The 25386-nt window shown below is 38.7% G+C and carries 22 protein-coding genes; 10 read left to right on the forward strand and 12 right to left on the reverse strand.

The window, feature by feature from the left end; genetic code table 11:
• Positions 1 to 17: 17 nt before the first annotated feature.
• Positions 18 to 4118 carry a hybrid sensor histidine kinase/response regulator transcription factor gene (locus tag CLV32_RS17030; protein ID WP_166641969.1) on the reverse strand — a complete coding sequence of 1367 codons (4101 nt, stop codon included), beginning with the start codon at positions 4116 to 4118 and terminating at the stop codon, positions 18 to 20.
• Positions 4119 to 4449: 331 nt separating this feature from the next.
• Between CLV32_RS17030 and CLV32_RS17035 the strand changes: the two genes are divergently transcribed.
• Positions 4450 to 4932 carry a GNAT family N-acetyltransferase gene (locus CLV32_RS17035; RefSeq protein ID WP_133557726.1) on the forward strand — a complete coding sequence of 161 codons (483 nt, stop codon included), beginning with the start codon at positions 4450 to 4452 and terminating at the stop codon, positions 4930 to 4932.
• 58 nt (positions 4933 to 4990) lie between these two features.
• Here the strand turns inward: CLV32_RS17035 and CLV32_RS17040 are convergent, their stop codons facing one another.
• A complete protein-coding gene (locus tag CLV32_RS17040; protein ID WP_133557728.1) occupies positions 4991 to 5422 on the reverse strand; it encodes a DUF2141 domain-containing protein in 432 nt (143 codons plus the stop codon).
• A 177-nt stretch (positions 5423 to 5599) separates the two neighbouring features.
• Here CLV32_RS17040 and CLV32_RS17045 point away from each other — a divergent pair, with 177 nt between their 5' ends.
• Genes CLV32_RS17045 through CLV32_RS17055 form a run of 3 tightly spaced genes read left to right on the forward strand, consistent with a single transcriptional unit; the run spans position 5600 to position 8070 of the window.
• Complete coding sequence (locus CLV32_RS17045) at positions 5600 to 6322, forward strand: DUF2306 domain-containing protein (RefSeq protein WP_133557730.1); 723 nt, start codon at positions 5600 to 5602, stop codon at positions 6320 to 6322.
• A complete protein-coding gene (locus tag CLV32_RS17050; protein ID WP_133557732.1) occupies positions 6267 to 7328 on the forward strand; it encodes a sensor histidine kinase in 1062 nt (353 codons plus the stop codon). Before CLV32_RS17045 ends, CLV32_RS17050 begins: the two co-directional genes overlap by 56 nt.
• A complete protein-coding gene (locus CLV32_RS17055; RefSeq protein WP_133557734.1) occupies positions 7297 to 8070 on the forward strand; it encodes a LytR/AlgR family response regulator transcription factor in 774 nt (257 codons plus the stop codon). Before CLV32_RS17050 ends, CLV32_RS17055 begins: the two co-directional genes overlap by 32 nt.
• Before the next feature lie 8 nt (positions 8071 to 8078).
• Here CLV32_RS17055 and CLV32_RS17060 read toward each other — a convergent pair whose 3' ends face one another.
• Entirely contained in the window at positions 8079 to 9134 is a 1056-nt protein-coding gene (locus CLV32_RS17060; RefSeq protein ID WP_133557736.1) for an endonuclease/exonuclease/phosphatase family protein, read from the reverse strand.
• Positions 9135 to 9325: 191 nt separating this feature from the next.
• On the opposite strand from CLV32_RS17060, the gene CLV32_RS17065 reads away from it, so the two are divergent.
• On the forward strand, positions 9326 to 10357 hold the full coding sequence (locus CLV32_RS17065) for a hypothetical protein (RefSeq protein WP_133557738.1): 1032 nt from the start codon (positions 9326 to 9328) through the stop codon (positions 10355 to 10357).
• A 2-nt stretch (positions 10358 to 10359) separates the two neighbouring features.
• Here CLV32_RS17065 and CLV32_RS17070 read toward each other — a convergent pair whose 3' ends face one another.
• The 3 genes from CLV32_RS17070 to CLV32_RS17080 form a co-directional block, all read right to left on the reverse strand.
• Positions 10360 to 10614 carry a hypothetical protein gene (locus tag CLV32_RS17070; protein WP_133557740.1) on the reverse strand — a complete coding sequence of 85 codons (255 nt, stop codon included), beginning with the start codon at positions 10612 to 10614 and terminating at the stop codon, positions 10360 to 10362.
• A gap of 78 nt (positions 10615 to 10692) precedes the next feature.
• On the reverse strand, positions 10693 to 11394 hold the full coding sequence (locus CLV32_RS17075; protein WP_133557742.1) for a LytR/AlgR family response regulator transcription factor: 702 nt from the start codon (positions 11392 to 11394) through the stop codon (positions 10693 to 10695).
• The gene (locus CLV32_RS17080; protein WP_208111039.1) at positions 11381 to 12313 is read right to left on the reverse strand and encodes a sensor histidine kinase; all 933 of its coding nucleotides are present in this window, start codon (positions 12311 to 12313) and stop codon (positions 11381 to 11383) included. The genes CLV32_RS17075 and CLV32_RS17080 overlap by 14 nt, the downstream gene beginning before the upstream one ends.
• Positions 12314 to 12555: 242 nt before the next feature.
• Between CLV32_RS17080 and CLV32_RS17085 the strand changes: the two genes are divergently transcribed.
• Both CLV32_RS17085 and CLV32_RS17090 read left to right on the forward strand, forming a co-directional pair.
• Entirely contained in the window at positions 12556 to 14397 is a 1842-nt protein-coding gene (locus CLV32_RS17085; RefSeq protein ID WP_133557746.1) for a S41 family peptidase, read from the forward strand.
• 87 nt (positions 14398 to 14484) lie between these two features.
• Complete coding sequence (locus CLV32_RS17090) at positions 14485 to 16161, forward strand: alpha/beta hydrolase-fold protein (protein WP_166641970.1); 1677 nt, start codon at positions 14485 to 14487, stop codon at positions 16159 to 16161.
• Between the two features lie 17 nt (positions 16162 to 16178).
• Here CLV32_RS17090 and CLV32_RS17095 read toward each other — a convergent pair whose 3' ends face one another.
• From CLV32_RS17095 to CLV32_RS17105, 3 genes are all read right to left on the reverse strand, one after another.
• The gene (locus CLV32_RS17095) at positions 16179 to 17102 is read right to left on the reverse strand and encodes a helix-turn-helix domain-containing protein (RefSeq protein WP_133557750.1); all 924 of its coding nucleotides are present in this window, start codon (positions 17100 to 17102) and stop codon (positions 16179 to 16181) included.
• Between the two features lie 46 nt (positions 17103 to 17148).
• A complete protein-coding gene (locus CLV32_RS17100) occupies positions 17149 to 18039 on the reverse strand; it encodes an SDR family oxidoreductase (protein ID WP_133557752.1) in 891 nt (296 codons plus the stop codon).
• Between the two features lie 95 nt (positions 18040 to 18134).
• Positions 18135 to 20510, reverse strand: a complete 2376-nt coding sequence (locus tag CLV32_RS17105; RefSeq protein ID WP_133557754.1) for an outer membrane beta-barrel protein — start codon at positions 20508 to 20510, stop codon at positions 18135 to 18137.
• Positions 20511 to 21018: 508 nt separating this feature from the next.
• Between CLV32_RS17105 and CLV32_RS17110 the strand changes: the two genes are divergently transcribed.
• Together CLV32_RS17110 and CLV32_RS17115 are read left to right on the forward strand one after the other, a co-directional pair.
• Positions 21019 to 21732, forward strand: a complete 714-nt coding sequence (locus CLV32_RS17110) for a sensor histidine kinase (RefSeq protein WP_166641971.1) — start codon at positions 21019 to 21021, stop codon at positions 21730 to 21732.
• A complete protein-coding gene (locus CLV32_RS17115) occupies positions 21725 to 22447 on the forward strand; it encodes a LytR/AlgR family response regulator transcription factor (protein WP_133557758.1) in 723 nt (240 codons plus the stop codon). The genes CLV32_RS17110 and CLV32_RS17115 overlap by 8 nt, the downstream gene beginning before the upstream one ends.
• Before the next feature lie 17 nt (positions 22448 to 22464).
• On the opposite strand, the gene CLV32_RS17120 is transcribed toward CLV32_RS17115, so the two are convergent.
• The 3 genes from CLV32_RS17120 to CLV32_RS17130 all read right to left on the reverse strand — a co-directional run bounded on the left by CLV32_RS17120 (position 22465) and on the right by CLV32_RS17130 (position 24737).
• On the reverse strand, positions 22465 to 23136 hold the full coding sequence (locus tag CLV32_RS17120) for a hypothetical protein (RefSeq protein WP_133557760.1): 672 nt from the start codon (positions 23134 to 23136) through the stop codon (positions 22465 to 22467).
• Positions 23137 to 23238: 102 nt separating this feature from the next.
• Complete coding sequence (locus tag CLV32_RS17125) at positions 23239 to 23826, reverse strand: Crp/Fnr family transcriptional regulator (RefSeq protein ID WP_133557762.1); 588 nt, start codon at positions 23824 to 23826, stop codon at positions 23239 to 23241.
• A 14-nt stretch (positions 23827 to 23840) separates the two neighbouring features.
• Entirely contained in the window at positions 23841 to 24737 is an 897-nt protein-coding gene (locus tag CLV32_RS17130; protein WP_133557764.1) for a helix-turn-helix domain-containing protein, read from the reverse strand.
• Positions 24738 to 24968: 231 nt separating this feature from the next.
• Here CLV32_RS17130 and CLV32_RS17135 point away from each other — a divergent pair, with 231 nt between their 5' ends.
• The gene (locus CLV32_RS17135; protein WP_133557766.1) at positions 24969 to 25382 is read left to right on the forward strand and encodes a (R)-mandelonitrile lyase; all 414 of its coding nucleotides are present in this window, start codon (positions 24969 to 24971) and stop codon (positions 25380 to 25382) included.
• The last annotated feature ends 4 nt before the right edge of the window (positions 25383 to 25386 follow it).

Raw genomic sequence — 25386 nt, forward strand, 5'->3', positions numbered from 1 at the left:
TCATATCTAAGCTAACCTTAATTCGGTGAGTTGAGGTTATAGTACTTGTGGAATGTTCTGCGATGTTTTTTCACAAACTCAGAAGGCGTTAATTTAAAGAGTTTTTGAAAGTGTTCCCTAAAATATTTTACATCATTCATGCCAACCCTGAAGGAGGCTTCATTGATGTTCAGATTGGTATTGATAAGCAGTTCGGCCGCCTTCCTCAATCTTATAAAACGAACAAAGCCGTTGATGGACTGACCCGAAGTAGCCTTAATCTTTTTGTATAAATTGGAGTGACTCATGCCCAGATCAGAGGCCAACGTTTTTACATTAAAACTGTCTTCTGTCAGATTGCCTTCTATAATGTCTATACATTTCTGCAAAAAGCCCCTATCCTCCTCGGAAACCTTGTGCGCATCTGATTTTAGGGTAATTTCATTATAAAAATAAGATTGCAGGTTTATTCTGTTTTTGATGACTCCATTTATTTTAGCAGTAAAAAGCTCTTTATCAAAAGGTTTACTGATAAAATCGTACGCACCGACTTCTATTCCCTGCAGCCGTATTTCGGTATTCGGATCTGCGGTAAGCAGAATAACAGGAATATGGCTCAGGGCCAAATCTTCTTTAATCGCTCTACAAAGTTCGATACCGTTCAGGCCATCCATATTCACATCGGAGATTACGACATCAGGCAAAAACTCCTTACAGGCATTCAATCCAGCAATACCATTGGTTGCCTTATAAATTTTAAAATTATCCTTAAAAATCTGATTAATGTAGTCGATAATTTCCGAGTTGTCATCAATCACAAGGATAGAATGCAGATCAGAAATCAACAGCTCCAGGTTTCCAATCGTATCCTTTTCTGAAAATTCCACATCATTCCGGTCATGAGCAATCAACTCATTTGCATATGTCAGCTCACTATCTACCAGCCTACCCTCTTCATAATCAAGAGCTTCGCCAACAGGCATTTCAATAAAAAAACTTGTGCCGACACCATGGTCTGATAAAAAATAGATTTTGCCTTTGTGCTGTTCCACAAAGACCTTCGCTAGATAAAGTCCAATTCCAAAGCCCATTTTTAATGAGGTTTTATTCATAACCTTATAAAACTTCTCGAACAGCTTTTCACCAACCCCATCAGGAATGCCCGGGCCGCTATCACTCACTTCAACCTTTATTCCATTGGCTGTGGTCGCAACTTTAAATTTCACGGCGCCCCCATTTGGCGTGAATTTTAAGGCATTAGATAAAAGATTAAAGAACACGATTTCCAACTTATCTCTATCTGCATAAATGTGTAGGTCCTCATCGTTGCCGTCGAAAATGTAATCTATATTGTTGTTCTTCGCGAGATAGCCGAAGCACAGAAATATCTCTTTGGAAAACTTGAAAATATTTATTTTCACAATATTTAAGGTATCATTTTCGCTTTCTGTCTTCCTGAACAGAAGCAGTTGATCTACCAAACTGAGCAATCGTCTCGAATTGCGGTAAACCACGGTCAGATCATTTTTCTCCTGCCCGGATTCCTTGCTGTTCAGAATATCCTTGATTGGATTAACAATGAGCGTTAGCGGTGTTCTGAGCTCGTGGGATATGTTCGTAAAAAAATTAAGCTTCTTTTCATTTGAATCTTTTTCCCGCTCCATTTTCAAGTTGGTGATCTCAACTTCGTGCTTCAAGTTTCTCTGCCTGTTTCTATAGGTCTGAAATACATAATAAGCTATTGACAAAAGTACCAGATAGCTAATATACGCCCACCAGCTCCGGTACCATGGGGGTAAAATCTGAATCAAAATTATCTTTTCATTAGTACTCCAAACACCTTCAGTATCTGTACTTTTTATGTGCAGCTTATATTTGCCCTCATTTAATCTGGAGTAATAAGCCGTAGTCAGTTTATTCACTTCATTCCACCCCCTATCCCATCCTTCCAGATAATAGGCGTAAGAAATCTGCTCCTGGAAAGAGAACTCTATAGCCGCATAATCTACAGAAATCGCAGAGTTATAGGGGACAGAAATTTCGTGAAGATCAACAATCGACATGTTTTTATAATTCGAATCCAAGTCAAGTGAGATATTGTTGATCTTGAAATCCGTAAGTACAATTTTGGGAATCCGTTTATTTTCTTTGATATTTCCGGGGTAAAACAAATTAAAGCCGTTGATTCCACCAAATAAAAATGCACCATCCTTAAGTTTTAGAGCGGCATTGTAATTAAACTGATTGCTCTGCAGGCCGTCAGATGTAAAGTAGTTTTTGAATGTTCTTTCTTTGATATCAAATTTAGATAAGCCATTGTAGGTGCTGCACCACAGATTATCTTTGGAATCGACAAGGATATTTAAAACTGAACTGCTTGGCAAACCGTCATGTTCTGTATATTTTATGATTTTTTTTGTTGTTGGATCAAACTGAAGAAGTCCTCCTCCTTCGATCCCCATCCATAAATGTCTTTTAGAATCTTCGTTAATAGTTCTTATCGCCAGATCTACTTTTGTAAATTCATGCCTCTTGTTAATGGGGTCTATTTTAATCAGTTCGGTATAATTGCCTGCCCAGAGGTTACCTTTACCATCCTGAAACAAGGCATGGATATCTTTGAGCCTATTATCAAATAGTTCAAATTTATCCATGCTCTGATTGTATCTATAAAGGGCCCCTCCTTTAGTTGTCCCGGCCCATAGGTTCTCATCCCTATCCTGAAAAAGCTTCCAGATGTTAACTTCCTCTATCCTCTTAATGTCATTGTAACAGCTATAGTGAATAAATTTCTTTTCTCGTTTGTCAAATCGGTCTATTCCGCCGCTAAAACTCGCGATCCAGACATTGTTATCTGAATCGTTCAAAATGCTGGTTATAAAATTGCTCTTGAGTGAACCCGGGTCATTTGTTTTTATATAATTGGTAAAAGTGTTGAGCTTCCTGTTCCAGTGACTCAGCCCACCTCCATCGGTCCCGATCCATACATTCTGGTTTTCATCCTCACTAAAAGAAAGCACAAAATTATTAATAAGTGAGTTCGATTTTAGTGCATCATGTTTAATAGTCTGGAATTGTGCACTTTGCTGATCGATCACGTTTATCCCACCTCTCAAGGTAGCAATCCATTTTCTAGATTCTTTGTCTTCGTAAACCTGCGCTACCGAATTGCTGCTTAGCAACCCTTTTTCCCTCCCTGCCAACAAACGAGTTATCTTTTTGCCTTGGGTATCGTAAATATAAATTCCAGAGCCATCAGTAGAAATCCACAGTTTCTTCTGCCTATCCAGCATCAAATTCATAATGTTATCGTTATTTTGATAACCATCAAGTTTATCTATGATATTATTTTGAATATCATATCTGTAGAGGCCGGCTTCTGTACCAATCCATAATATATTCTGTTCTCCACAAATTATTTTCGTTGCATTTCTTATTTCGGAATTAATAAGTTTTATTTTACCATTGATGGGATTGTAACTGCAAAGGCCAAAATCTTTGACATACATCCATAATTTACCATCATTAGACAAACAAAGTGCTTTAAGAGCATAATCTTTATTTTCATTCAGTAATATTCTGCCGGCAATGACAGCGTCCTTCTTTAGCACAAAGAGGCCATTTTCTTCCGTAGATATAAATATTGAACCAGCTTTACTAATTGCTATAGAATTGACCGATGCCGTTAGGGTATCTTGCTTACCGTTATTATAAAAAAGTAATTTATGAAATTTAGAATCAGCATAACTATAGTATGAAATACCCTTCTGGGTGCCGATCCAAATTCTGTTGAGATCATCGCCATTAAGTACAGTAATGTGGTTATTTATTAAAGAATTACCAACACCCTGGCTATTCCTAAATATCTTAAAATTGTAACCATCATATCTGTTGAGGCCGTCGTAAGTGCCCATCCACATAAACCCAAACCTATCAAGATAAAGCGAGTTAACGATGTTATTCGACAGTCCGTTTTCTACGCCAATATATTTGATTGAAGGTAGGGATTGTGAACGGCACAAACCTACACTTAGGAATAAACACGTTGCAAAACCAATGGAAATCTTGTAGACTGAAGGCATAAAACGAAGAAGGAAGATATTCGGTATCCACGAATGTACATTTTTTTTAGTTTCCACCCGTACCATTAAAAATCAAGATGATTTCATAAGAACTCGATGTTAAACGAAGTTGCTGTGGTTTTCACAGTAAGCTTTCCTACCCGTTACCGATCGATCCATCTGCCCAATTAGATTACTGCACATGCAGGACGATTGGAAATTGAGGAAAAACGAAACATTACAGTGCGCAAAATGTTCCAAAGAGACATCAACCAGAAAACATGGATACTGCAATTGCGAAAATCCTCATTAGACAGATTAAGCACCTTACTCTGAACTCTTCCGGCACATCTAATATTGATGTTGGCGAACGCGCCATTTCTGTAATTGGAGGTAGATTTTGGATTTAATGCGGACGAATATAGATGCTCAACCAATTGACAAGAGTCCAATAATATTAGCGGCAGAAGCAAGTGATTATGACGAGCTCATCAACCTCTGGGAAGAATCTGTCGTAGCCACACATGGATTCCTCAGTCAAAGTGAGATTCAGGACTATAAGCTATTGATCTATGACTACTATTTTGATGCACAGAATCTTTACTACATTAGGGATGAATACCAAATACATGGCTTCATAGGTCTCAATGGTAATTTCATTCAAATGCTATTCATTAGACCGATGTTTATAGGTCAGGGAATCGGTAAAGCACTTATCCATTTTGCTATCGATAAACATGGCGCTAACAATGTCGATGTAAATGAACAAAATATTCCCGCCGTAAATTTCTACCAACATCTTGGTTTTGAAGTCACCGAAAGGTTTGATAAAGATGCTGCCGGTAAGCCACATCCGATCCTATCGATGAAATTACGCCATGTCATCAATTAACTTTGATTACATGACGGTTTAAATTTTAGTGGACTATCTGTTCCTGCATCAGGATTCGCTAAAAGTACCTGACCTTAATCTCAGTCTTGCTCGGATCGGATGTCAAGTTAACCTTAAAATCGTCAAAGGAAGGCTTTTTGAACTTCATCATAAAGTTTGAAAACCCAAATCCTTCCTTTGGCATTCTTATAAAATTTTTATCCATTTTGCCATTGCTATTTTCATCATCCAGTAGAATAATTCCATAAATCCCCGGCTCGATCTTAAAAGTTAAGATCAGGTTTCCGCCGACAATAGCTTTTTTCTGAAAAACTAGGTTTTTGACAGGCTGAGATTTTTCAAATCCCTCGCTGTCTTTAAAAATGGTTAATTTGATGTTTCCCCGTTCGGATCTAATTCCGATAACCTTTATCTGTGTTTCGATGGTTTGCCCGTAAGACAGAGAAATGTTTAGAAGCAAGCTTAAGCCCAAAGCTTCAATTTTTTTCATATAGTAAAATCCAATTAGTGATTGATTAGGGCTAAAGTATTGGGTTTGTGAAATCGATCATTGCAAAAGATGACGGGCTGGGTAAACTACCTGCTGAAAGTGCCTAAATAAGGGTTGGGCCGAGTCCCGATGTGTTTCATCGCCTTAATACCCGATCCTGTCAGAAAACACTATCTCATGCCACTTAAGATTACGTGTTTTGTAGAAATCGAAAGGACAAATAGTATGCAACTTCTACATCAAACAAACATCTTCATCCACATCATTGCAGGTTCATTAGCATTATGCCTGGGTCTTATGACCGCGATCTTTTACAAAAAGAAAAGATGGCATGTAAAATTCGGCTGGTGGTTTGTGTGGATGATGAGCCTGGTGGTAGTAACTGGGCTCACTGGAATATTTGTGTTTAACCGGAACAGTTTCCTGCTTGTAATCACCTTATTAAGTGGCTACAACTGTTTTAGTGGAATCCGTGCCGTACGTTTGAAAGGGAACAAACCCAGGTTAATCGATTTGATGATGCCTTTGGCAATAATAGCCGTTGGAGGTCGGTATTTGTATAGTCTGCAGTCATCAGGTCTATATTGGTCGCCGGTAGTTGTTTACTCCACACTGGGTGCATTACTGTTGGTTACGGCATACGATTTATCAAAAAACTGGCAGAGCAACATCGCTCGTAAAAAGGCGGTTTATTATGAACATGCCTATAAAATGATCAGTGCTTTAAGTGGACTTGCATCGGCCTTTGCTGGCACTGTATTTCCTCAATACCATCCTTACAGCCAGTTCCTGCCATCAGTTCTAGGTTTGTGCTGGATTCTTGCTATCTTCATCAGACTCAATAATGACTCAAAACTTCAACGAAAACAAGTCGTCTCCAGCTATGCCCCCATTGGTTAAAACGTTACTGATCTGCCTTTTAATCGGGATCTCGTTTGGTGGCTACTTATATTTTTCTTACGACCCACATTGGCAGCGTATCGTCACTTCATTGATTTCGACAATGGTAATTGGTTCGCTGATGATGACCTGCGTCTACCAGAGGCGCTACTTTTTATGGATTACCGCTTACCAAAGTCTGAAGATACTGATTATGATTATTTTACTCTGCATTGCTGCATTGCTCGGTACGGGGTTTAGCCTTTGGTCGCAAACACTTTTAACACCATCTGGTCGTTTCGTATTATTTAGCGGAAGTAATATTTATGTGCTTAATATTTTGATCGTATTGGTAACTGGTCTCCCTATCTATGTGAGTGAAGAAGCGAAAGAGAATTTGAATAACAGGTTGATTAACCAGCAATATCGTTTGTTACAATTAGAAAAGCAGCAGGCAGAAGCCGAACTGGAATTGTTAAGGGCAAAGGTTAATCCTCATTTTTTGTACAATGTACACAACACGATTGCAGGTCTGATCAGAACTGACGCTTCTAAAGCGGAGGAGATGATTTTGTTGCTTTCTAAATTTTTCAGGTTTACCATAAATAAAACGAGTACTGGTTTACACAGTATTGAAGATGAGCTGGATATTGTACATACGTACCTGCAACTGCAACAGATACGGTACGGAAACCGGTTAAAGTATCAGATCAATGTTGAACCAGAAATCGTTTACCAGCAGATACCTTCATTTATTTTACAGCCACTGGTCGAAAATGCGGTAAAGCATGGTATTGAGCAATCGGCATCACAGGGCCTGATTACTGTTCAAATTACTATTGACGATCAAAGAATGGTACTGATGGTTGGTGACTCCGGTTCAGACTTCCCTGAAGTACCTGGCACAGGGCATGGACTATCTATTATCATGAACAAATTGAAATTGCTTTACGGAAACGATTATTCATTAGAACTCATTAACAAACCTCAAAAAAATGTGCGCATTATTATCCCACACAAAAATTAGTACCGTCTTAGTGGATGATGAGCCGGTGGCCGTTGAACGTTTACGAAATGAGCTGCAGGTATTTCCACAAATCAATGTCATAGGCATTGCTTCAGACGGTATTTCGGCTGTTAAGCTCATCAACGCAGAACGTCCAGATGTGGTATTTTTGGATATACAAATGCCGGAAATTAACGGATTCGGTGTAATGAGTCGCTTGATCTATCAGCCGCTTATTGTTTTTGTGACCGCTTTTGATGAATATGCGGTGACCGCTTTTGAAAAGAATTCATTAGATTATTTGCTCAAACCTGTCGCTTCCGACCGGCTTGCTATAACTATGCAGCGTGTATTAAACCGAAAAAATGAGCAGGCAGAAGTTTTTGCGAAAATAAAAGAGATCGAGCAGGAAAAGGAGGCCAAAGCATACATCACCACTATTCCGGTAAAAACAGGCCCTAAAATACAACTGATATCTGTAAGTGATATTTATTTTTTTGAAGCCAAAGACAAATATGTTTTCCTGCATACTTACGATGACGAAAAGCTACTTGATAATTCGTTAACATATCTTGAGAGTCGTTTGCCGCCAGAATTTATCAGGGTACACCGAAGCTTCATTCTCAATAAGCACAAAGTCAAGGAAATCCAGAAATATTTTAAAGGTGGCTTCGTTTTCACTTTAAGCGATACTAGCAACAGCCGAATAAAAAGCGCTTCTTCTTTTAATGAAGATATCAAGAATAAACTACTATTGATATAAACCTATATTTAGCGAATTTCAGTTTCTACATTGATCTTTTCTTCCGCCAATTCAATGTCTGCGGCATCTGCAACCGGCTCGTTGTTCAATTTCTTTAATCCGGGGCTATACTGAAAGTTAATACACATGGGAAAATGATCAGAACCACAGCTGTTCATCCGTTTGATACCAGAGAGCGTAAAATCGGCGGAGCAAAAGATGTGGTCGAGCGGAAAGCGCAGAAAAAAGTATTTGGCGTTAAAGCTATTGAAAAAACCGCGACCTCTCCTCGGGTCGAGCAAGCCAGAAACCTTACCGAAAAGTTCCGTAGTGTAGCTCCATGCTACATCATTCAGATCGCCCATAACTATTACTGGAAGTTCACATTCCTTGGCCATTTTTGCCACCATCAGGATTTCTTTGTCCCGCTCTGTCGACCTTGGATTTTCCTGGGGAACAGGAGGCTCAGGATGCAAGCAATACAATCTTAACCACTGACCAGAATTTAGCTTAACTTCAACTTGTATCGAAGGTATATCATCTTCCACAAGAAAATTGATGCTACCATTCCGAAGTTCAAGTCGGGAATAAAAAATCATCCCATAAGTATTTTCCAACGGCATTTTAAGCTGATGGGGATAACCCTCGCCAATTTTGTCCATCTGCTGCTGCCACCAAAGATTGGTTTCAACCATGAGTACTATATCAGGATTACATTGCTCAATCAGCTTTAGATATTTTTCGCTCTCTCTGTTATCCTGATAAACGTTTGCAACCAGCAAGGATATGTTGTTCTCTCCTTCTGGTTTTGTTGAAGAAACAATCTGCTTAACGCCAAAAATGGTAAACGGCAGCACAAGATATACCAGGTACACAAGATTAACCACCAATAGCACAAAGCCGATCAATTGATGGCTCTCTACAGGCCAAAACCAAAGACTTATTACTATCAGTAAGAAATTGAGCACCAATTTTTGTAGCCTTGGATATTCAAACACCCTAAAAATCCAATAGTCGTGTCGAATGAACGGTATTAAAGTAGCAATGACGACGAAAATAGAAAGACAGAAAAGTGTTTGTTGCATATGTGTAGGGAGATTATGGCCAAAGGTATGCAAATACGGGGATATCGGCTCTAAGCAAGTATAAAGCTTTAAAAACTGTATTGCCATAGCAATCTCTTCTTGCTAAAAAATCATTAGTTATCACGCCGCAATCGTATCGCCAGCATATATTTCATTATCATTGCTAACTTAGCACCACATCACATCTAAATATGACAACTATACAAAATCATCATAAGCGCCCAAAAAATTTATTGAGTTCGCTGACATTACTGGCAGTTTCTGTAATCTTCACGATAAACATAGCCTCTGCGCAAACTATTTCGGCCAATAAAGATTCCTTGATGAACAGTCCAATCAGTTTAGACACCCTACATTATAAATCTTTGCTGAAACGGCTAGCTAATGGGGATGCTACCGGTAAGTGGCCCGTGGTAAGCGCTGCATATCCCCTGCCTGGCGCGATATTACCCTTTAAGCGTGTAGTGGCGTACTACGGTAATATGTACTCCAAAAACATGGGGATACTGGGTCAATATCCGCCATCGGTGATGCTGGCTAAGCTCAAGGAGGAAGTTAGAAACTGGGAAACCGCCGATCCGAACACCCCGGTAGTACCTGCTCTACATTATATTTGCGTAACCGCTCAGGCCGATCCTGGTCGGAACGGACTGCATAACCTACGCATGCCTTTCAAACAGATCGACAGTGTATTAAGTATGGCCAAAAGCATCAATGCACTTGTGTTTCTGGATATCCAGGTCGGGTTCAGCACTGTGGAAAAGGAACTTCCATTACTGGAGAAATATTTGAGTATGCCGAATGTGCATTTCGGGATTGATCCGGAATTTTCCATGAAAGAAGGCAGTGTCCCTGGAAAACGTATTGGTACATTTGACGCTCAAGATATCAACTACGTTACCGGGTATTTGGCGGGCCTGGTGAAAAAATACAACTTACCCCCGAAGATTTTTGTGATACATCGGTTCACCAAACGTATGGTGACCAATTACCAAGCGATCAAACTACGCAGTGAAATCCAGATTGTGATGGATATGGATGGCTGGGGTAGTCCTGAATCCAAAAAGAACACGTATCGAAATTTCATGACGCAGGAACCGGTACAGTTTACCGGTTTTAAACTGTTTTATAAAAACGATATCAGGAACGCCCCAAATCGTATGTTAACGCCGAAAGAGATTCTAGCGTTGAAACCCAGTCCGATTTATATCCAGTATCAGTAACCTTATAAAAGTTCGTCATCTTCTTCATCAATGTCCTGACCATTTAACGCATCCAGATCATTTTCATCCAGATTAGTATCCGGATCATCATCTGGATTAAGTTCAAGATCTTCGTTACTATTTCCGGTATCGGTTGCTGAGTTATATCCATTGTTAGCTTCTTCGTCGATTGGCCTCTCTGGCGTATTTGAATCTTGTTCCGCTGATAAAATCAATGCATTATCAGCATCCAGCTTATTTTCTTCTTTAGGTTCCATAGCATATTGGTTTGTTATAAAACAAGGCCAAGGTGATTTAGTTTTTACGAAGAAACTGTATACTTTTTAATGAATTGGTCATAATTTATTATTATTCAGATAAGCCTTAAGATTTTCTCTGTAATTATTTCCAACTGGAACTTCCGAACTGTTGATGATTACATATTTCCCGTTGTACTGACTTATTTTAGTTAAAGGAACAATATATGATTTATGTATCCTCATAAATTTATGAGGCCTTAATACATCTTCAATCGATTTCAAGGATTTAAGTGCCAGGCAATAATTATTGCCGATAATAATTTTAACATAGTCTTTCAACCCTTCAATATAATCTATGTCTTTTACCAGGATCTTAATAAATTCATCCCCTTCTTTAACGAAGAATGAAGGTTCAGCTATTACTTTACCAGGTATGTTTTTCAGACTTTCAAAACGTGCAATTGCTTTACAAAAACGTTCAAATGGGATTGGTTTCAACAGGTAGTCGATAACTTCCAAATCAAAACTCTCAACGGCATATTGACTAAATGAAGTGGTCATGATAAATCTGGAGCTTGTCATACATAATTTAACAAGCTCTATTCCAGAGATGTCTGGCATCGCAATATCTGTGAAAACAAGATCTACATGATGGCCTTCCTTTAGAAATTTAAATGCTTCAACCGAATCTGTAAAAGTTTCAACCACTTCGAAATTTGGAAATCGACTTAAATGATGGGTTATGACATCTACAGCCAAAGACTCATCGTCAACTACTATTACTTTATACAAGTTCATTAACTATAATTTTAAGATGTACAGTATAGGTATCTTGTGTCTGGCAAATCCTAAAACTTGAACTATTTGGATACAGTAGTTCCAGACGTTTCTTCAAATTTTCCAGTCCTTTTCCTTCGCGGTTACTTTCCTGGAAATGTTGTTTTTCAAAGAGACTGTTTTCAACAGTACAAAACAACTCTTTGTCTTTAGTACGCACATTAATCCTAACAAAAGCATCTTTAATATTGGTATAAAATCCATGTTTAAAAGCATTTTCTACTAATGTTACCAAAAGAAATGGTTCAATCCACTTGTTATACTCAATAGATGCATCAACAATCAATTGTATTCGGGCATCTTGACCAAATCGTATTTTTTCAATGGCGATATATTTCTCAATAAAGTCTATTTCCTTTTTCAACGGCACCTTATCACGGTGAGTATCATCCGTAAGGTAGCGCATCATACCTGATAACTTCAAAATGTAATCCGGTGTCTCGGGATCGTTTTTCAAAGACAAGCTATATAGAGAATTAAATGCATTGAATAAGAAGTGCGGATGCAATTGATTTCGTAACAATTGCTCTTTTGCCCGGCCGAGTTCCTTCTGCAGCTTTTGATATCTTCCAAAAGACTCAAAGTGATTGATTACATAAACAACCAAATAAAATAGAAGTAACTGGCCTAAAAAGCTTGTAAAATATGCAAATGTTTGTTCTACTGTGACTTCAGCATGAATCCTATAATCTTTAAGACAGGCTAATGCTAGTAGTATGGCGGTAAAGAACATTGAATAAGCAATCTTTTTCCAGCTAACATTGGATTGAAATGCAAAATAGTAAAGCAAATAAGCTATCAGAACCTGTAAAAAGTTTTCTACAGCAGCACTCGTCAAAAAAAACAGCCACTCGTCTGTAAGAGAGTTGTAGGCGCGCATTAAAAGTGCGAGCGTTATCACAGAAATAAAAATCAAATGAAGAATTCGCTTCAGTACCCGAGTCGCGTGATGTGATAGTTGAAACATTGGTCAATTCATTGAAGTGTAAATATAAAGAAATGTGATGGGGTTAAGTCGGTCAGGAAGCATAGTTAATCTATCCAGACATATCGTTTGTCTATCCTATTTTTTTACGGCGTCGAATTACTATACGTTTGACTATACCCGATTAACAACAAAAAATGAAAACCTATTTCATACTTATCATTTTAGGCTTTTGTTCAGTACTTAGTTTTGGACAAAAATTAGCACTAAAAAAAACATCTCCCTTCACAGCTGTTAGATGGGATAACGAAGAGCCTATGGTAGAATTTGACAATGAATGGTATTGTCTGGAAAAAATAGACGTCTTTAAAAAAGAAGAGTTGCTGGCTTTCTGCAAAAAACAATACGGCTCGAAATGGCAGAAACGATTCTCCGAAGACCTAGTAGAGGTTCTACAAGGATTGGGCTATCAGCCTTGTTTAAAAGTAAACTTACAACTAATTAAAAATGATGTATCAAAAACCTATATAGGAACATTTACCGCTGAAAACAGGAATAACTCGGTACTTTACAACAAATCCATAGTTGAAACGAAAACGAGTCTTAGACCACCCGAAAATATATCCAAGGCTGATGCCGTTAACGATTTACTTCAATTTAAGGATATCTTGAAATCCATTTCTTCATATAGCCAGCTTTCAAATTATAATTATGAGTTGGCCATAAAAAATTTAGTAGATTCCATTAGTCGTCAAGAAACAAAGGTTAACATCGACAACTTAACCCATTTAATAGCCGAAATTCTCTCAGAAATTGGCGATAGGCATTCGTCCGTGAAAAATGAGGCATTTAATCAAAAAAAACACAAGACATATAACTTAACACTGCCGTTCGGTGTGGCATCATTAAACGGGAGGCTTGTAGGGTTAACTAAAGATGAGAAAAGCAGAAATTATAAGCATTATTTTGGGTCATATCCATACATCAAAAGCATAGACGGAATAGCTTTGGAAACATTGATTGGAGCGTATAACTACAGAGATAAACAAGCGCCAAACCAAGCAAAACTTACCAGAGGAGCGCATGCTATTGAAAGATATGGCGCATTACTATTTGAGAATAATTTGAGTTGTCCGGATACCATTCAGGTTGTTTTCAGCTCTGGATCCATTGAGAAGACTCAAACCATTGGTTTAAGCAGAGCTGATTTTGGTTATGTATCAAAGCTAAGTCAAGACAATGCTTTGGAGCGACAACTGGTATTCGCGGGCGACTTTAGTGGATTAAGCAAAATAATCAATCATCGTATTGGGTATCTTAAGATTCCTGAGATGTATAGCTATGACGATGTGAAGGGACTTGAAAATTTTATAAAAAACACGCTCACAAAGTTCTCCGATACGAAAGCGTTAATCATTGATATCAGGAATAACCCTGGAGGCAGCAGAGAGATTCTCCAAACGTTTGCAGGTTATGTTGTTCAATCGAAAGTATCTCCCTGGATTGCAAATGTTACCTACTTACGGAGAGATAATAGCATGATCCAAGACGAAAATTCCATGACTGACCGGTATCTGTACCCATACAATTCTGAGCAGCTATCAAACAAGGACAGAAAAGCAATTGACCTATTTAATAATAGCTTTAAACTTCAACATACAATAGATACTTCAAAGTTCCAGGGACCTTTTTATATGGTCTTAAATAACAGTAAAGAAATCTACAGACACCCTGTCTACATTTTAGTGAACGAAGAAAGCTTTAGCGCGGCGTCAGTTTTCGCAAGTGCATTCAAAGGCCTGCCAAATGTGAAAATAGTAGGAGAAACTACAGATGGCTCAAGTGGTAATGCAAGAACCCTATATTTGAAAAATTCAAATATTAAGGTCAGTATATCTACGATGCTCTCATTTCAAAGAAATGGTAGGACACTTGATGGTAATGGAACCGAACCAGATATCGTTATTCATGCAGACAAGAAACAGGTGCTTAATGGTATAGACAGTCAACTAAATACATTGATTAAAATAATCAACTAGTGGTTGTCATCTAGTTAGCCAATTGGCCGGAAAATACAATTTTCGGGGATCAATTAAAGGTTTCTTTGTTGCATAAAATATATGGACATGAAAAGAACAGCGTTATTGATCGCCCTACAAATCTTATTTTATTGTACACTGCAACTACATGCACAAGAAAAAACAGTCAACCTTTTTGATTCGGCGGGCACTTATTATCAAAAGCGAGATTTTAAGAAGGCAGCATATTTTTATGACACTTATTATTTAATTCAAAAAAATACGCAGAGCAATTACGATACCTACCGCGCTGCGGTTTCCTCATCCCATATCGGAAACATAGAAAACGCCAAATATTACCTCACGCGATCCGGCCAAATTGGATATGATTATTCAGGATTCTATGAGTATCCAAGTTATGATAAATTCGTGAACGATCCCATACATATTCCCCTTAAGAATCTACCTGAATGGAAATCATTTATCACGACACTAAAATATAAGGCTGATTCGGCAACGATTGCCGTCCGTAAGATCATAGCTGAACTTGAGGATACAACAGGTCGAATAAACCGCCCGGTAATTTATAATAACAGCTATTGGCAACAAACAGCTAAAACTCTATCTGCTGCAGAATTATCTAAAAAAATAAAAACGTTTAACACGTTCTCTAAGCCTCTGAAAACGGGGTTTTGGACACTATACAAAATTAAAGTTAGTGATACGTTAACAGTGCCATTTATGGTCTATATCCCTAAAGGGTACAATCCTGGACAAAGTACACCACTATATATCTACCTGCATGGCGCCATCATCAACCGGAAAGACTTTGCCAACCCTGCCTGGATTGAGAGAGGTCAGGAAATCAAGATCGTAGAGAAAGCGCAGACAAACAATGCGTTTATCATCTATCCATTTGGCAGAAAAGACTTTGGATGGCTTTACCACCAAAAAGCATTTGAAACGATTGTAAGTGAGCTCGGCATGGTAAAATCCATGTATAACATTGATGATAACAAGGTATATGTTATGGGTCATTCCAATGGCGGTAGTGGTGCGTATTGGTTTGCGGTGAACCATCCAACCCCCTTTGCAGCTTTCGTAGGGCTCAATTATCTCCCAAAAGTTTACGCCGGCAATACGAGTTTGCGAAACATGGAAAACGCCACTCCTTTTTATGGAATCAGCGGAAGCAAAGACAACAACTTCCCTTTGCTGCTCATTAACGGAATGTACACGTATGCTAAAACAAATGGTGCGAACTGGACAAATTACACCAGGCAAGGTGAGCACACGCTGGCCGTTTTCCAGCGCGACTCCATTAATTTTATTTTCGACACGCTAAGCAAAACCAAACGAGATCCTTTACCAAAAAAACTACAATGGGAAACAGATAACATCAAAAATGGCCGCAATGGATGGTTGGAAATTCTGGAACTAGACACCCTCAAACCACGGGCAGACTGGCAGCAACCCTTAAACCCGACCGTGACTCAAAATGGTAAAACAGGCACCATCGATTTCAATAAAAACCGGTCGGGTGCTGTAAAAGTTCAGGCAGATGGGAATAACATAAGTGTTGAAACATCGAGGGTAAAGCGGATTAAGTTGTACATATCGGCAGACCTGTTTGATCTTAAAAGGCAAATCATGATTACCATTAATAAGAAGCAACATTTAAACTTCATGCTGACTGAAGACAAGCGTACAATCCTGACTGAGTTTCTTCGAACTAAAGACCGGGCTTTTATCGTGTCTAATACCATCGAATTTACGATCGAATAAGCAATAGCAAAGGACAATTAATTAAACGAGTGCCTGAATTCCATGGGCGACAAAGTTGTCTTCGTCTTAAATAATTTACTGAATGACTGCAGGTGCTCAAAGCCTAGCTCATAGGCTATTTCACTTACTGACAGGCTTGTAGTGGACAACTTTTCCTTAGCCAGTTCAATCAGTTTATGATGCAAATGCTGCTGGGTGTTTTGACCGGTAAGCGATTTAAGCAAACTACTCAGATAACCCGGAGATATGTTCAGGTTCCCTGCAATATAAGTTACACTAGGCAAGCCCTTTTCAGCAAGTTTACCAGTAGCAAAATAGTCATTCAGCAAATCCTCAAGCTTGGTCAATACCTCATGACTTGTAATTTTTCTGGTAATAAACTGTCGCTGATAAAACCGCTCCGAATAGGTAAGCAACAACTCTAGTTGAGCAATAATCACGCTCTGACTAAAACGATCGATATTGGCATGATATTCCTGCTCTATATTTTCCGTTAGCGTCGTCAACATTGTTTCTTCTTTGTCAGAAAGGTAAAGTGCCTCATTAACCGAGTAGTTAAAAAACTCGTATTGCTTAATCGTTTTCGCCAGCGGCGTATTCCATAAAAAATCCGGGTGTATAAGGATCATCCAGCCTTCAGGAGCATGAGCAACCAGATCTTTCTGGACTTCCACACCAAACAACTGCCCTGGAGCCATAAAGAATAATACGCCCTCATCAAAATCACTTGCCTGCTGCCCATATTTAAACTTACCATTCTTCACCCTTTTCATGGCGATTGAATAAAAATCGTAGATGATGCTGTAAGACCCATCGGCAAGTGGTTGTTTAAGGCTGTCCATATGCACTACGCTTACTAATGGATGAGCCGGCTTAGGCATCCCGGCTGCGCGATGATACTGGGTGATAGTCTTAAAATGAAAAAGCTGGTTTTTGTTCATTGCTCCACTAATTTCGTGATTTTTTTATGATTTACCAGTTGACATTTTAATTTGTGTAAACACCACCTTTAATATCTTCCAACAACGTATCATGCGTTGGCTGCCATTTTAGGTTATTTTGAGTCCAGGCACTTGATGTTGGGCAATCGATTCCGGCCATTTGTGCAAACCATCCAAAGTGTGCTGCCGCAGCATCCGGGCTGATTGATTTTACTGGTAGATTTAGTGCCTTACCTAAGGCTTCGGCAATGGACTTAACAGTGATGGATTCCTCTGCAGCAGCATGGTATCGTGCACCCGGCGTTGCATGCTCCAGCGCCAGCCTAAACAGTCTTGCGGCATCCAGCCGATGTACAGCATTCCATCGGTTATTTCCGTCAGCGATATATGCCGACAGCCCTTTTTCCTGAGCGACATTAACCAAAATGGGTACAAAACCATGTCTATCCTCACTTCCATGTACCGACGGTGACAAACGAACCACTGCAGCGCGTACACCCATTGCTACTAAAGCATCAGCTGCCTGTTCCGAAGCTCTTGGCCATGCAGGATTAAAAGGAGAATTAATCTCTTCGGTAGCCAGTTTCCCGGGACTAACCAGTGCCGAGCCAGAAGTAACGATAAAAGGGCGGTTAGAGCCCATCAGTACTTCACCAATTGTCGCTATAGCAATTTCATCAACCTTACAAACTTCGGCAAAACGAGTAAAGTCATGGATGAACCCAGCATGGATAACTCCATCTGATACCGCAGCACCAGTCCGCAGGCTTTCCAAATCTTCCAGATCTCCACGATGTACTTCTGCACCTGCAGCGATTAGTTTTTCTGCCGACGTTTCCGACCTTGCAAGTCCTAATACCTTATGGCCTGCACTAATTAACTCCTGCACAATAGCAGTTCCTACGAAGCCTGTAGCTCCGGTTACAAATACGCGCATATCAATTTCTTTTGTTTATATAAAGATGCCGTAGTTCAGGCGCACACATTTATCCAAATCGGCTTTTCATTTAGCCAAAACCCGGATCATAAAAGCTACTGGTTTCTCCGTTGTTCTTCTTCAGACCCTACGCTTCTTTTTCTAACATCAATTTTTGAGTTTCCAAAACGGTAAGAAAAGTTCAGGCGTATATTTCTGCTGTCGTATTTGCTTTTTAAATTATAAACAATGTTTCCATAATTCGCTTCGCTTCTGGTAGTCCCAGTATAGAAAATATCATTAATGCTTAAATTGAGATTTCCTTTTCCTTGCAATATCTTTTTCCCAAAGCTTAAACTGGTCGTACTAAATGGCAGGTTTACATTATTTCCATAAGTTACCCTAGATTGTCCATAAAAATAAACTTCAGCCCATAGTGTAGGAGAAATCTCGATGTTATTTCCCAACGATAAATACCCAGTAGTTTGGTTAATATTTTCGGTAGCAGCATTATATAAAAAAGTGTAGTCGCTATTAGAAACACCCAAACCATAATTAAGCTGCAGAACTTTGAAGAGCTTATTGCTGTAAGAAGCATTGAGACCCAGGTTACGATAAGAACTCAGGTTTGTCTTCAAACTATTGGTAATCTGCGTTTGGGCATCTCTGGTTTTCAGATCTGTAATCACATTTTTAGAATGGCTATAAGAAGTGGCGATCGTAAATTTACTCTTCAAAGTGAAAGCCAGCCTTAGATTGTTTGCGTAAGATGGTCTAAGGTCAGGATTACCGCTCCTCGTGGTAAATGCACTTGTAACCATTACAAATGGATTTAATTCATTATACAAAGGTCTTCCAATTCTTTTTGAATAACTCAATGAGAATGAACTATTTTTTAATTTCAACCCAATAGTAGCATTTGGAAAAAGATTAAGGTATTGTCTCTCTACTGCGCTATTTAACGTAACGGAATTGCCATTTGTAAAAGTCTCCTCTCCCCTCAATCCGAACAACATGGAAAACTTTCCCATCGCTAACCGCTGATTTGCATAGGCAGCCAGGATAGTTTCCTCATACATAAAATCATTACTGCCCACGTCTTCTGATTGTCTCGTATTACTGCTAAATAAGGAGCTGAAACTGTTTTCAATCTTCACATTACTTAATTTGAAACCTGTCTCGAAAAGACCTTTACTTAACTTTTTGGTATAATCGCCTTTAAAACTGTAGATTCCAGATTTTGTGAGCCCATCTTGAAAATATGCTTGATGTTGATCAATAGGCGATGTATTTACTGTTAATATGTTATTCGTATTGTAATTTTGGTAATCAGAAATGCCGGCATCCGCATCAAAGGTAATCTCTTGCTGCTTCTTAACATCAATTACATGCTTGTAGTTCAGGTTTAGGTTTAGACCTCTTCCAGTTGTCGTATTGATGTTGTCACTCAATGTATTTGCTGCAGGTTTGAGCTGATTTCCTTCGTAAGTTGCTGTTTCAGAAATATAATTGGGATTTCGGGTATTGTAATATCCTGTTATCAAAACACCTAATGCATCGCTTTTATTTAAAGAGTGGTCAAAGCCCAAGCGAATATTATTGGATTTGTAACCGCTCCTGTAAGTAGAGGAATCTTGCAATCTTTGATTAAGATCCTTTTGGTAGGTATTCGTTTGTATCTCCTGGTATTGTTTGCCCAGGCCAATACTATAAGCACCATAAAAATTGGTATTACCAGTTTTGTAGTTGAGACCAACAGCATCACTGTTTGTCGGAAATTTCCAGCCGTGACCACCATTTATACTCAAGTTGGCGTCATAACCAGGTTTCTCTCGTTTTATAGTTTTGATATTGATCAAACCACCTGAGCCAGCAGCATCATATTTAGCAGAAGGATTGTAGATGATTTCGAACTGGCTTATACCGGCAGAAGTAGTTCCCTCTAATAACGACATTAAATTGGCTCCCGATAATCGGGTCGGTCTGCCATCAATCATCACTGAAACACTTTTGCCTTCCAACATCAGCTCCTCATTGTTCTTAATCATGAGCCCCGGCACTTTCTTTAAAATTTCTACTGCATTTATTCCGGCTTTTGTATTGCCGTCAACATTAACGATCATCTTATCTAACTGCTGTTCCATGAAAGGTTTGGTTGCGCTAATGGAAACTTCTTCTAACTTCACACTGCTGCTTTTTAAGGCAATGATAACACTATCTCCCTCAAACTGATCTAGCCGAAAGGGAATATACCCAATATAACTGACGCTCAGGTAAAATTTTTGGCCAGGGCTCAAAAAGGAAAAAAGACCTTCTTCGTTAGTATTTAATGTAAACAGAGCATGGTTTGTTACCGAAAATACGGTGACGTTGGCATTCGCTATTGGCGCATGATTTTCATTGAGCACTTTGCCCTTGATGGTTCTACTTTGCTGGGCAAATGCAGATAGACATAGTAGATTGATAATGATAAATAGATTGATTTTCTTCATTTAACTTTTTTTATAAAGTTGTAGACAGTCTATTTATTGAAAGAACGAAATCTTTAAAAGATGAAATACAAACTGCAAGATAATGGATATCATCTGCATAATTTTAGTTGGCAAACCGTTACAGGAATAATCATGGAAATACTTGCATTAGCGATTACGATTAATGTAGATTTGAATAATGCGTCTAAAAATCCCAACTCTTATTGCCGTGTTTGTTGCATTTTATTTTCTCAGCCATAGCGCAGGCTGGCTAAACCGTCCAGATAAAAACCTGGATGCGACGATATTTCTAAATCATATAGTCAATGAATTTAGCGGTGCTTCTTTTTTTATATTTCTCTTTGATACGCTCATAACCTATTTAGTGTTCTATTTATTATATCCCAATAAAGGGATTCTGATAACGGTTAGCCTCTACCTGCTAATCGGTATACCAGTCATGATTGGGCTAAGATTTGTTATAGAAGAAATAATTTTATTTCAGATTACGGGCCATCATAACTACAACATGAAACACCTTACACTGAAGTATTATGTTTTTGACAACATCTATTTTACCATGTATTATAATTTTGTCGCCCTTTCCTTTTTCGGCGTGCAATATGAAAGATTTAAGAAGCTAAAAGAAAAGGAGCTAAAATTTCAGGCCCGCAATGCTGAGCTTTCCTTCCTCAAATCCCAGATTAACCCGCATTTTTTGTTCAACAATCTAAATAACATTTACACACTAGTTTATCAGCAATCTACTAATGCACTTCCTGCAATCAGTAAACTTTCTGATCTACTCAGGTACATGCTATATCAAAAAGAGGATTTTGTACCGCTTACCAGGGAAATTGAATACCTGAACAATTTTATAGACCTACAATTGTTGCGGTATGACTATATCCCCGAAATTAGCGTAAATATCCAAACAGACATCGATGCGTCAACGAAAATCATTCCATTATCACTCATTCCTTTTGTAGAGAATGCTTTTAAGCATGGGGATCTGAAAGACGCACAAAATCCATTGACCATTAAGTTGGAAGTTAAACAAGATCTGCTAGTCTTTAAGGTGGATAATCAAAAGAATGGAAACAGAAAAGATGCAACGGGAGGAATTGGTTTAGAGAACATCAAGAAAAGACTAGAGCTCTTAAATCCTGCAAAATATGACCTGATTATTAATGAAACTACAAACCACTTCTATATTGAACTTAAAATGGTAATTAATGGCTGAAAATCTTAACTGTATGGTGATAGACGATGAACCTTTAGCCTTATCATTATTGTCTGATTATATTTCGAAAATGCCGAACTTAACTTTGGTACGGGCAGTCTCCAATCCGCTGGCAGCAATTAGCTATTTAAAAATTGAGGAAATTGACCTGATTTTTTTAGATATGCAAATGCCGGAATTAAATGGCATTGACTTTTTAAACTTGCTGCAAAAAAAATGTATGGTCATTGTAACTACCGCCTACAGCGAGTATGCATTGGATGGATATAAATATCAGGTGATTGATTACTTGTTGAAGCCGATCACGATGGCCCGCTTCATCGTCGCCATCGAAAAGGCAGTAGAAAGATCTAAAATGAACAAGGCTTTGGCTGATGCCACGCTGTCGTCAGGTACGATAAACCATATTTTCATTAAAACTGAAAATAGAATTATCAGAATTGATCTGTCCGATATTTACTATTTTGAAGGAGCCAGGGATTACGTGGTGATCCACACCGAGACCGAGACGATCTTGACACTACAAAGCATGAAAAGCATCCAACAGTCATTACCTGCAGATCAGTTTATCAGAGTACATAAATCATACATCATAGCATTCGACAAAATTAGGTTTATTGAAAGAGGCAGGATAAGTATCAAGGAAAAATTGATACCTGTATCCGAGACTTACAAGGATAATTTTTTTAAAAGAATCGGGCGTGATGGCATTTAATTAGGGTTTACCAGCTATTATTTTTTCAAAAGCTGTTTGATCCCGGCAACTGTTGCGAACATCACTAGTGGCACCAGCACTGCAGGTAGCAATACGAACGGGAAATAGCCAAGTGCTATATTGGGTTGCCCGAAACCAAATTGTGTGAATCTGGCCGGTAAAGAAAGGATAGCTGTAGATACAACATTAAGGAGCAGTGCGAGACAGATTAAGTTCCATCCAATCATGACTGGGTTATTTAAAGTCTTTTTAATAAAACCAAAGTAATAGATGACTGGAGCGGAAATGCCCGACAGTATATCTAAATTTCTGCCATGGAAGGTCATGGCTTCGGGAACTGCTCCGCGGACGAAAAGCCAGAATAATACAAGCTCTACGGGAATCCTGATCATATGAAAAATGGTAAGCGTGGGTAGGTCAAGGCTATCCAAAAATGCTCTACCATTTTTGGTGATGAACAGAGATACCAGCAAAAGTATGGGAGGAATTACCAAAAGTGGAAAGCGTGCAGTAGTGGTAAGCGTATTGTTATAAAATCCGGCAATAGCAAGCGTAGATTGGACGGCGATCCAGCCCAATAAACCAAATAGAAACGGTTTGGAATATTGGGTCGCTTTAAAGAATAACCAGATACCAAGGATGGCTGTTGCGCCAAAGGTCAGGTAAATGTAGATCGGTAAATGTTCCATTGTTTTGTTGTTTTAGTTACAATACAAAGGACGCTACGATTTTACCAAACCCGCTTACCATTTGACAGAAAAAGAATTGTCAAATGGCAAGAAATAAAAACACTATTTTTTGACGAACTCTTTTCTTATACGACTAAGAGATGTATCTGTTATACCCAGATAGGAAGCAATATGCTTTAGCTGGGCATATTGAAAAATCTCATTACTGTTAGCAACCATGTTGGCGTAACGCTCTTCCGCGCTTTTATTGATCATCGATAAAGTACGCTGTTTATAAGCTACAAATTCCTTTACCAACATAGCCCTCGCAAACTCCCTGAACTCGGGCACAGAATGAAAAAGGAGATTCAGTTTGTCAAAGTTAGTAACGTATATCTTGCAGGCGGTAATGGCCTGTAAATATTCTGTGGAAGGTTGATGAAGAAAAAAAGATGATGCTTCGAAAGCTACTCTTCCTGGCGGGTAAAAAAAAGTGGTAATTTCATTGCCATTGGGATCATGAGTAAAAGCCCTCACAAAGCCCTCTGCCAGGTAATAGTAATCACTAACTTTCCCTTGCTTTAAAAGGTATTCATTTTTTGAAAATTCGATTTCCTCAAAATGGTTTGCAATTGCGTCAAGGCCAGTTTGCGTTACTGTTATGTTGGGAATATTATTTTTGATGAAATTGATCAGCTGTTCTTTTTCCATAGGTGCAAGATAGGTTAATTGGAACTTCTATACGCCATAGGGGTCATTCCGGTTTTAAGTTTGAATAACCTTGTAAAATGCTGCTGATACTTAAAGCCAAGTTCAACAGCAATTGCATTAATTGACTTAGCCGAATCAAAAATTTTAGCCTTTGCCTCATCTATCACCTTGGATTGAATATAATCCAGGGCCGTATTACCGGTTTCTTTTTTGATGAGATCGCCAAAATAATTTGGAGATAAATGCAGTTGATCGGCACAATAAGCTACACTCGGCAAACCTGAGCCCTTGGCTTTACCTGACGCAAAGTAATCATGCAGCAACGCCTCAAAACGGGTAAGAATATCATTATTCTCGTTGGTACGTGTGATAAACTGCCGGTCGTAAAACCGCCTGCAATAATTTAAAAACAATTCTACATTAGATACAATCAGCGTTTTACTATGCTTATCTATGTTCTGTTCGATCTCAGCCGCTATCTTATCCAGACAATCTACAATGGTTTTACGTTCCTTCTTAGACAAGTGAAGTGCCTCGTGAACTTCATAAGAGAAAAATGAATAATCCTTAATGATTTTTCCTAAATGTGTACTCTTGATCAGGTCAGGATGAAATACCAGCGCGTAACCAGAAGGCTTCATAGACTGACCGTTGCTATTGATACCATAAACCTGCCCAGGCGAAACAAACACCAATGTGCCATCCTCATAATCATAAGGCTGGCAACCATAAGTCATGTTTCCGCATTTGATGTTTTTAAGGAAGACAGCGTAGATACCCATATAATGCCTAAAGTACTGAATGACGGGCACTTCATTAAAGTTAACGACACTTACCAGCGGATGCTGAGTATCTACACCTACATACGCATTGTACTGTCCAACAGCATCGATTCTGTTTACCTGCTCCATAGTCACCAATTATCATACAAATTTACAGAACCATTTTGCTTTTATTTCCTCTGATTGAGAGATCAGTAAAACTGGTAAATAAATCAGTAACCTGTATAATGGGAATGCAGGGGATATGCCCGAAATTTGTATGATCAATTAGCAGCTATTATGAAACTTAAATCGTCAATTTCAGTAGTAGTAACAGTATTATTTCTAACTGCTTGCAAAAGCGATAAACAAATAGAACAAATGACAACAGCAAATGATGAATCTCTTTTTCCTAAAGGCGACAAGTTAACAAATGGCTACTTTACAGGCGAAGCCTTTTTAAAGCCCTTACTGCCCAGGGATGCAAATAATGATTTTGCCATAGGCAGTGTGACTTTCGGAGCAGGTGCAAGAACAAACTGGCATACACACCCTAAAGGACAGGTATTGATTGTGACCGAAGGAAAGGGCTGGTACCAGGAAAAAGGTATGTCTGCCCAGGCGATCACTAAAGGCGATGTGATCAATATACCTAAAAATATCGAACACTGGCATGGCGCATCTGCAGCTAACAAAATGAGCCATATCGCCATAACAAATTATAAAGGCGACGAAAATGCAGTATGGCTAACACCCGTTACTGACGAAGAATATGCAGTAGCTAACAAACAGTAAAGCA

This window comes from Pedobacter duraquae (assembly GCF_004362245.1).
Lineage (GTDB): Bacteria > Bacteroidota > Bacteroidia > Sphingobacteriales > Sphingobacteriaceae > Pedobacter > Pedobacter duraquae.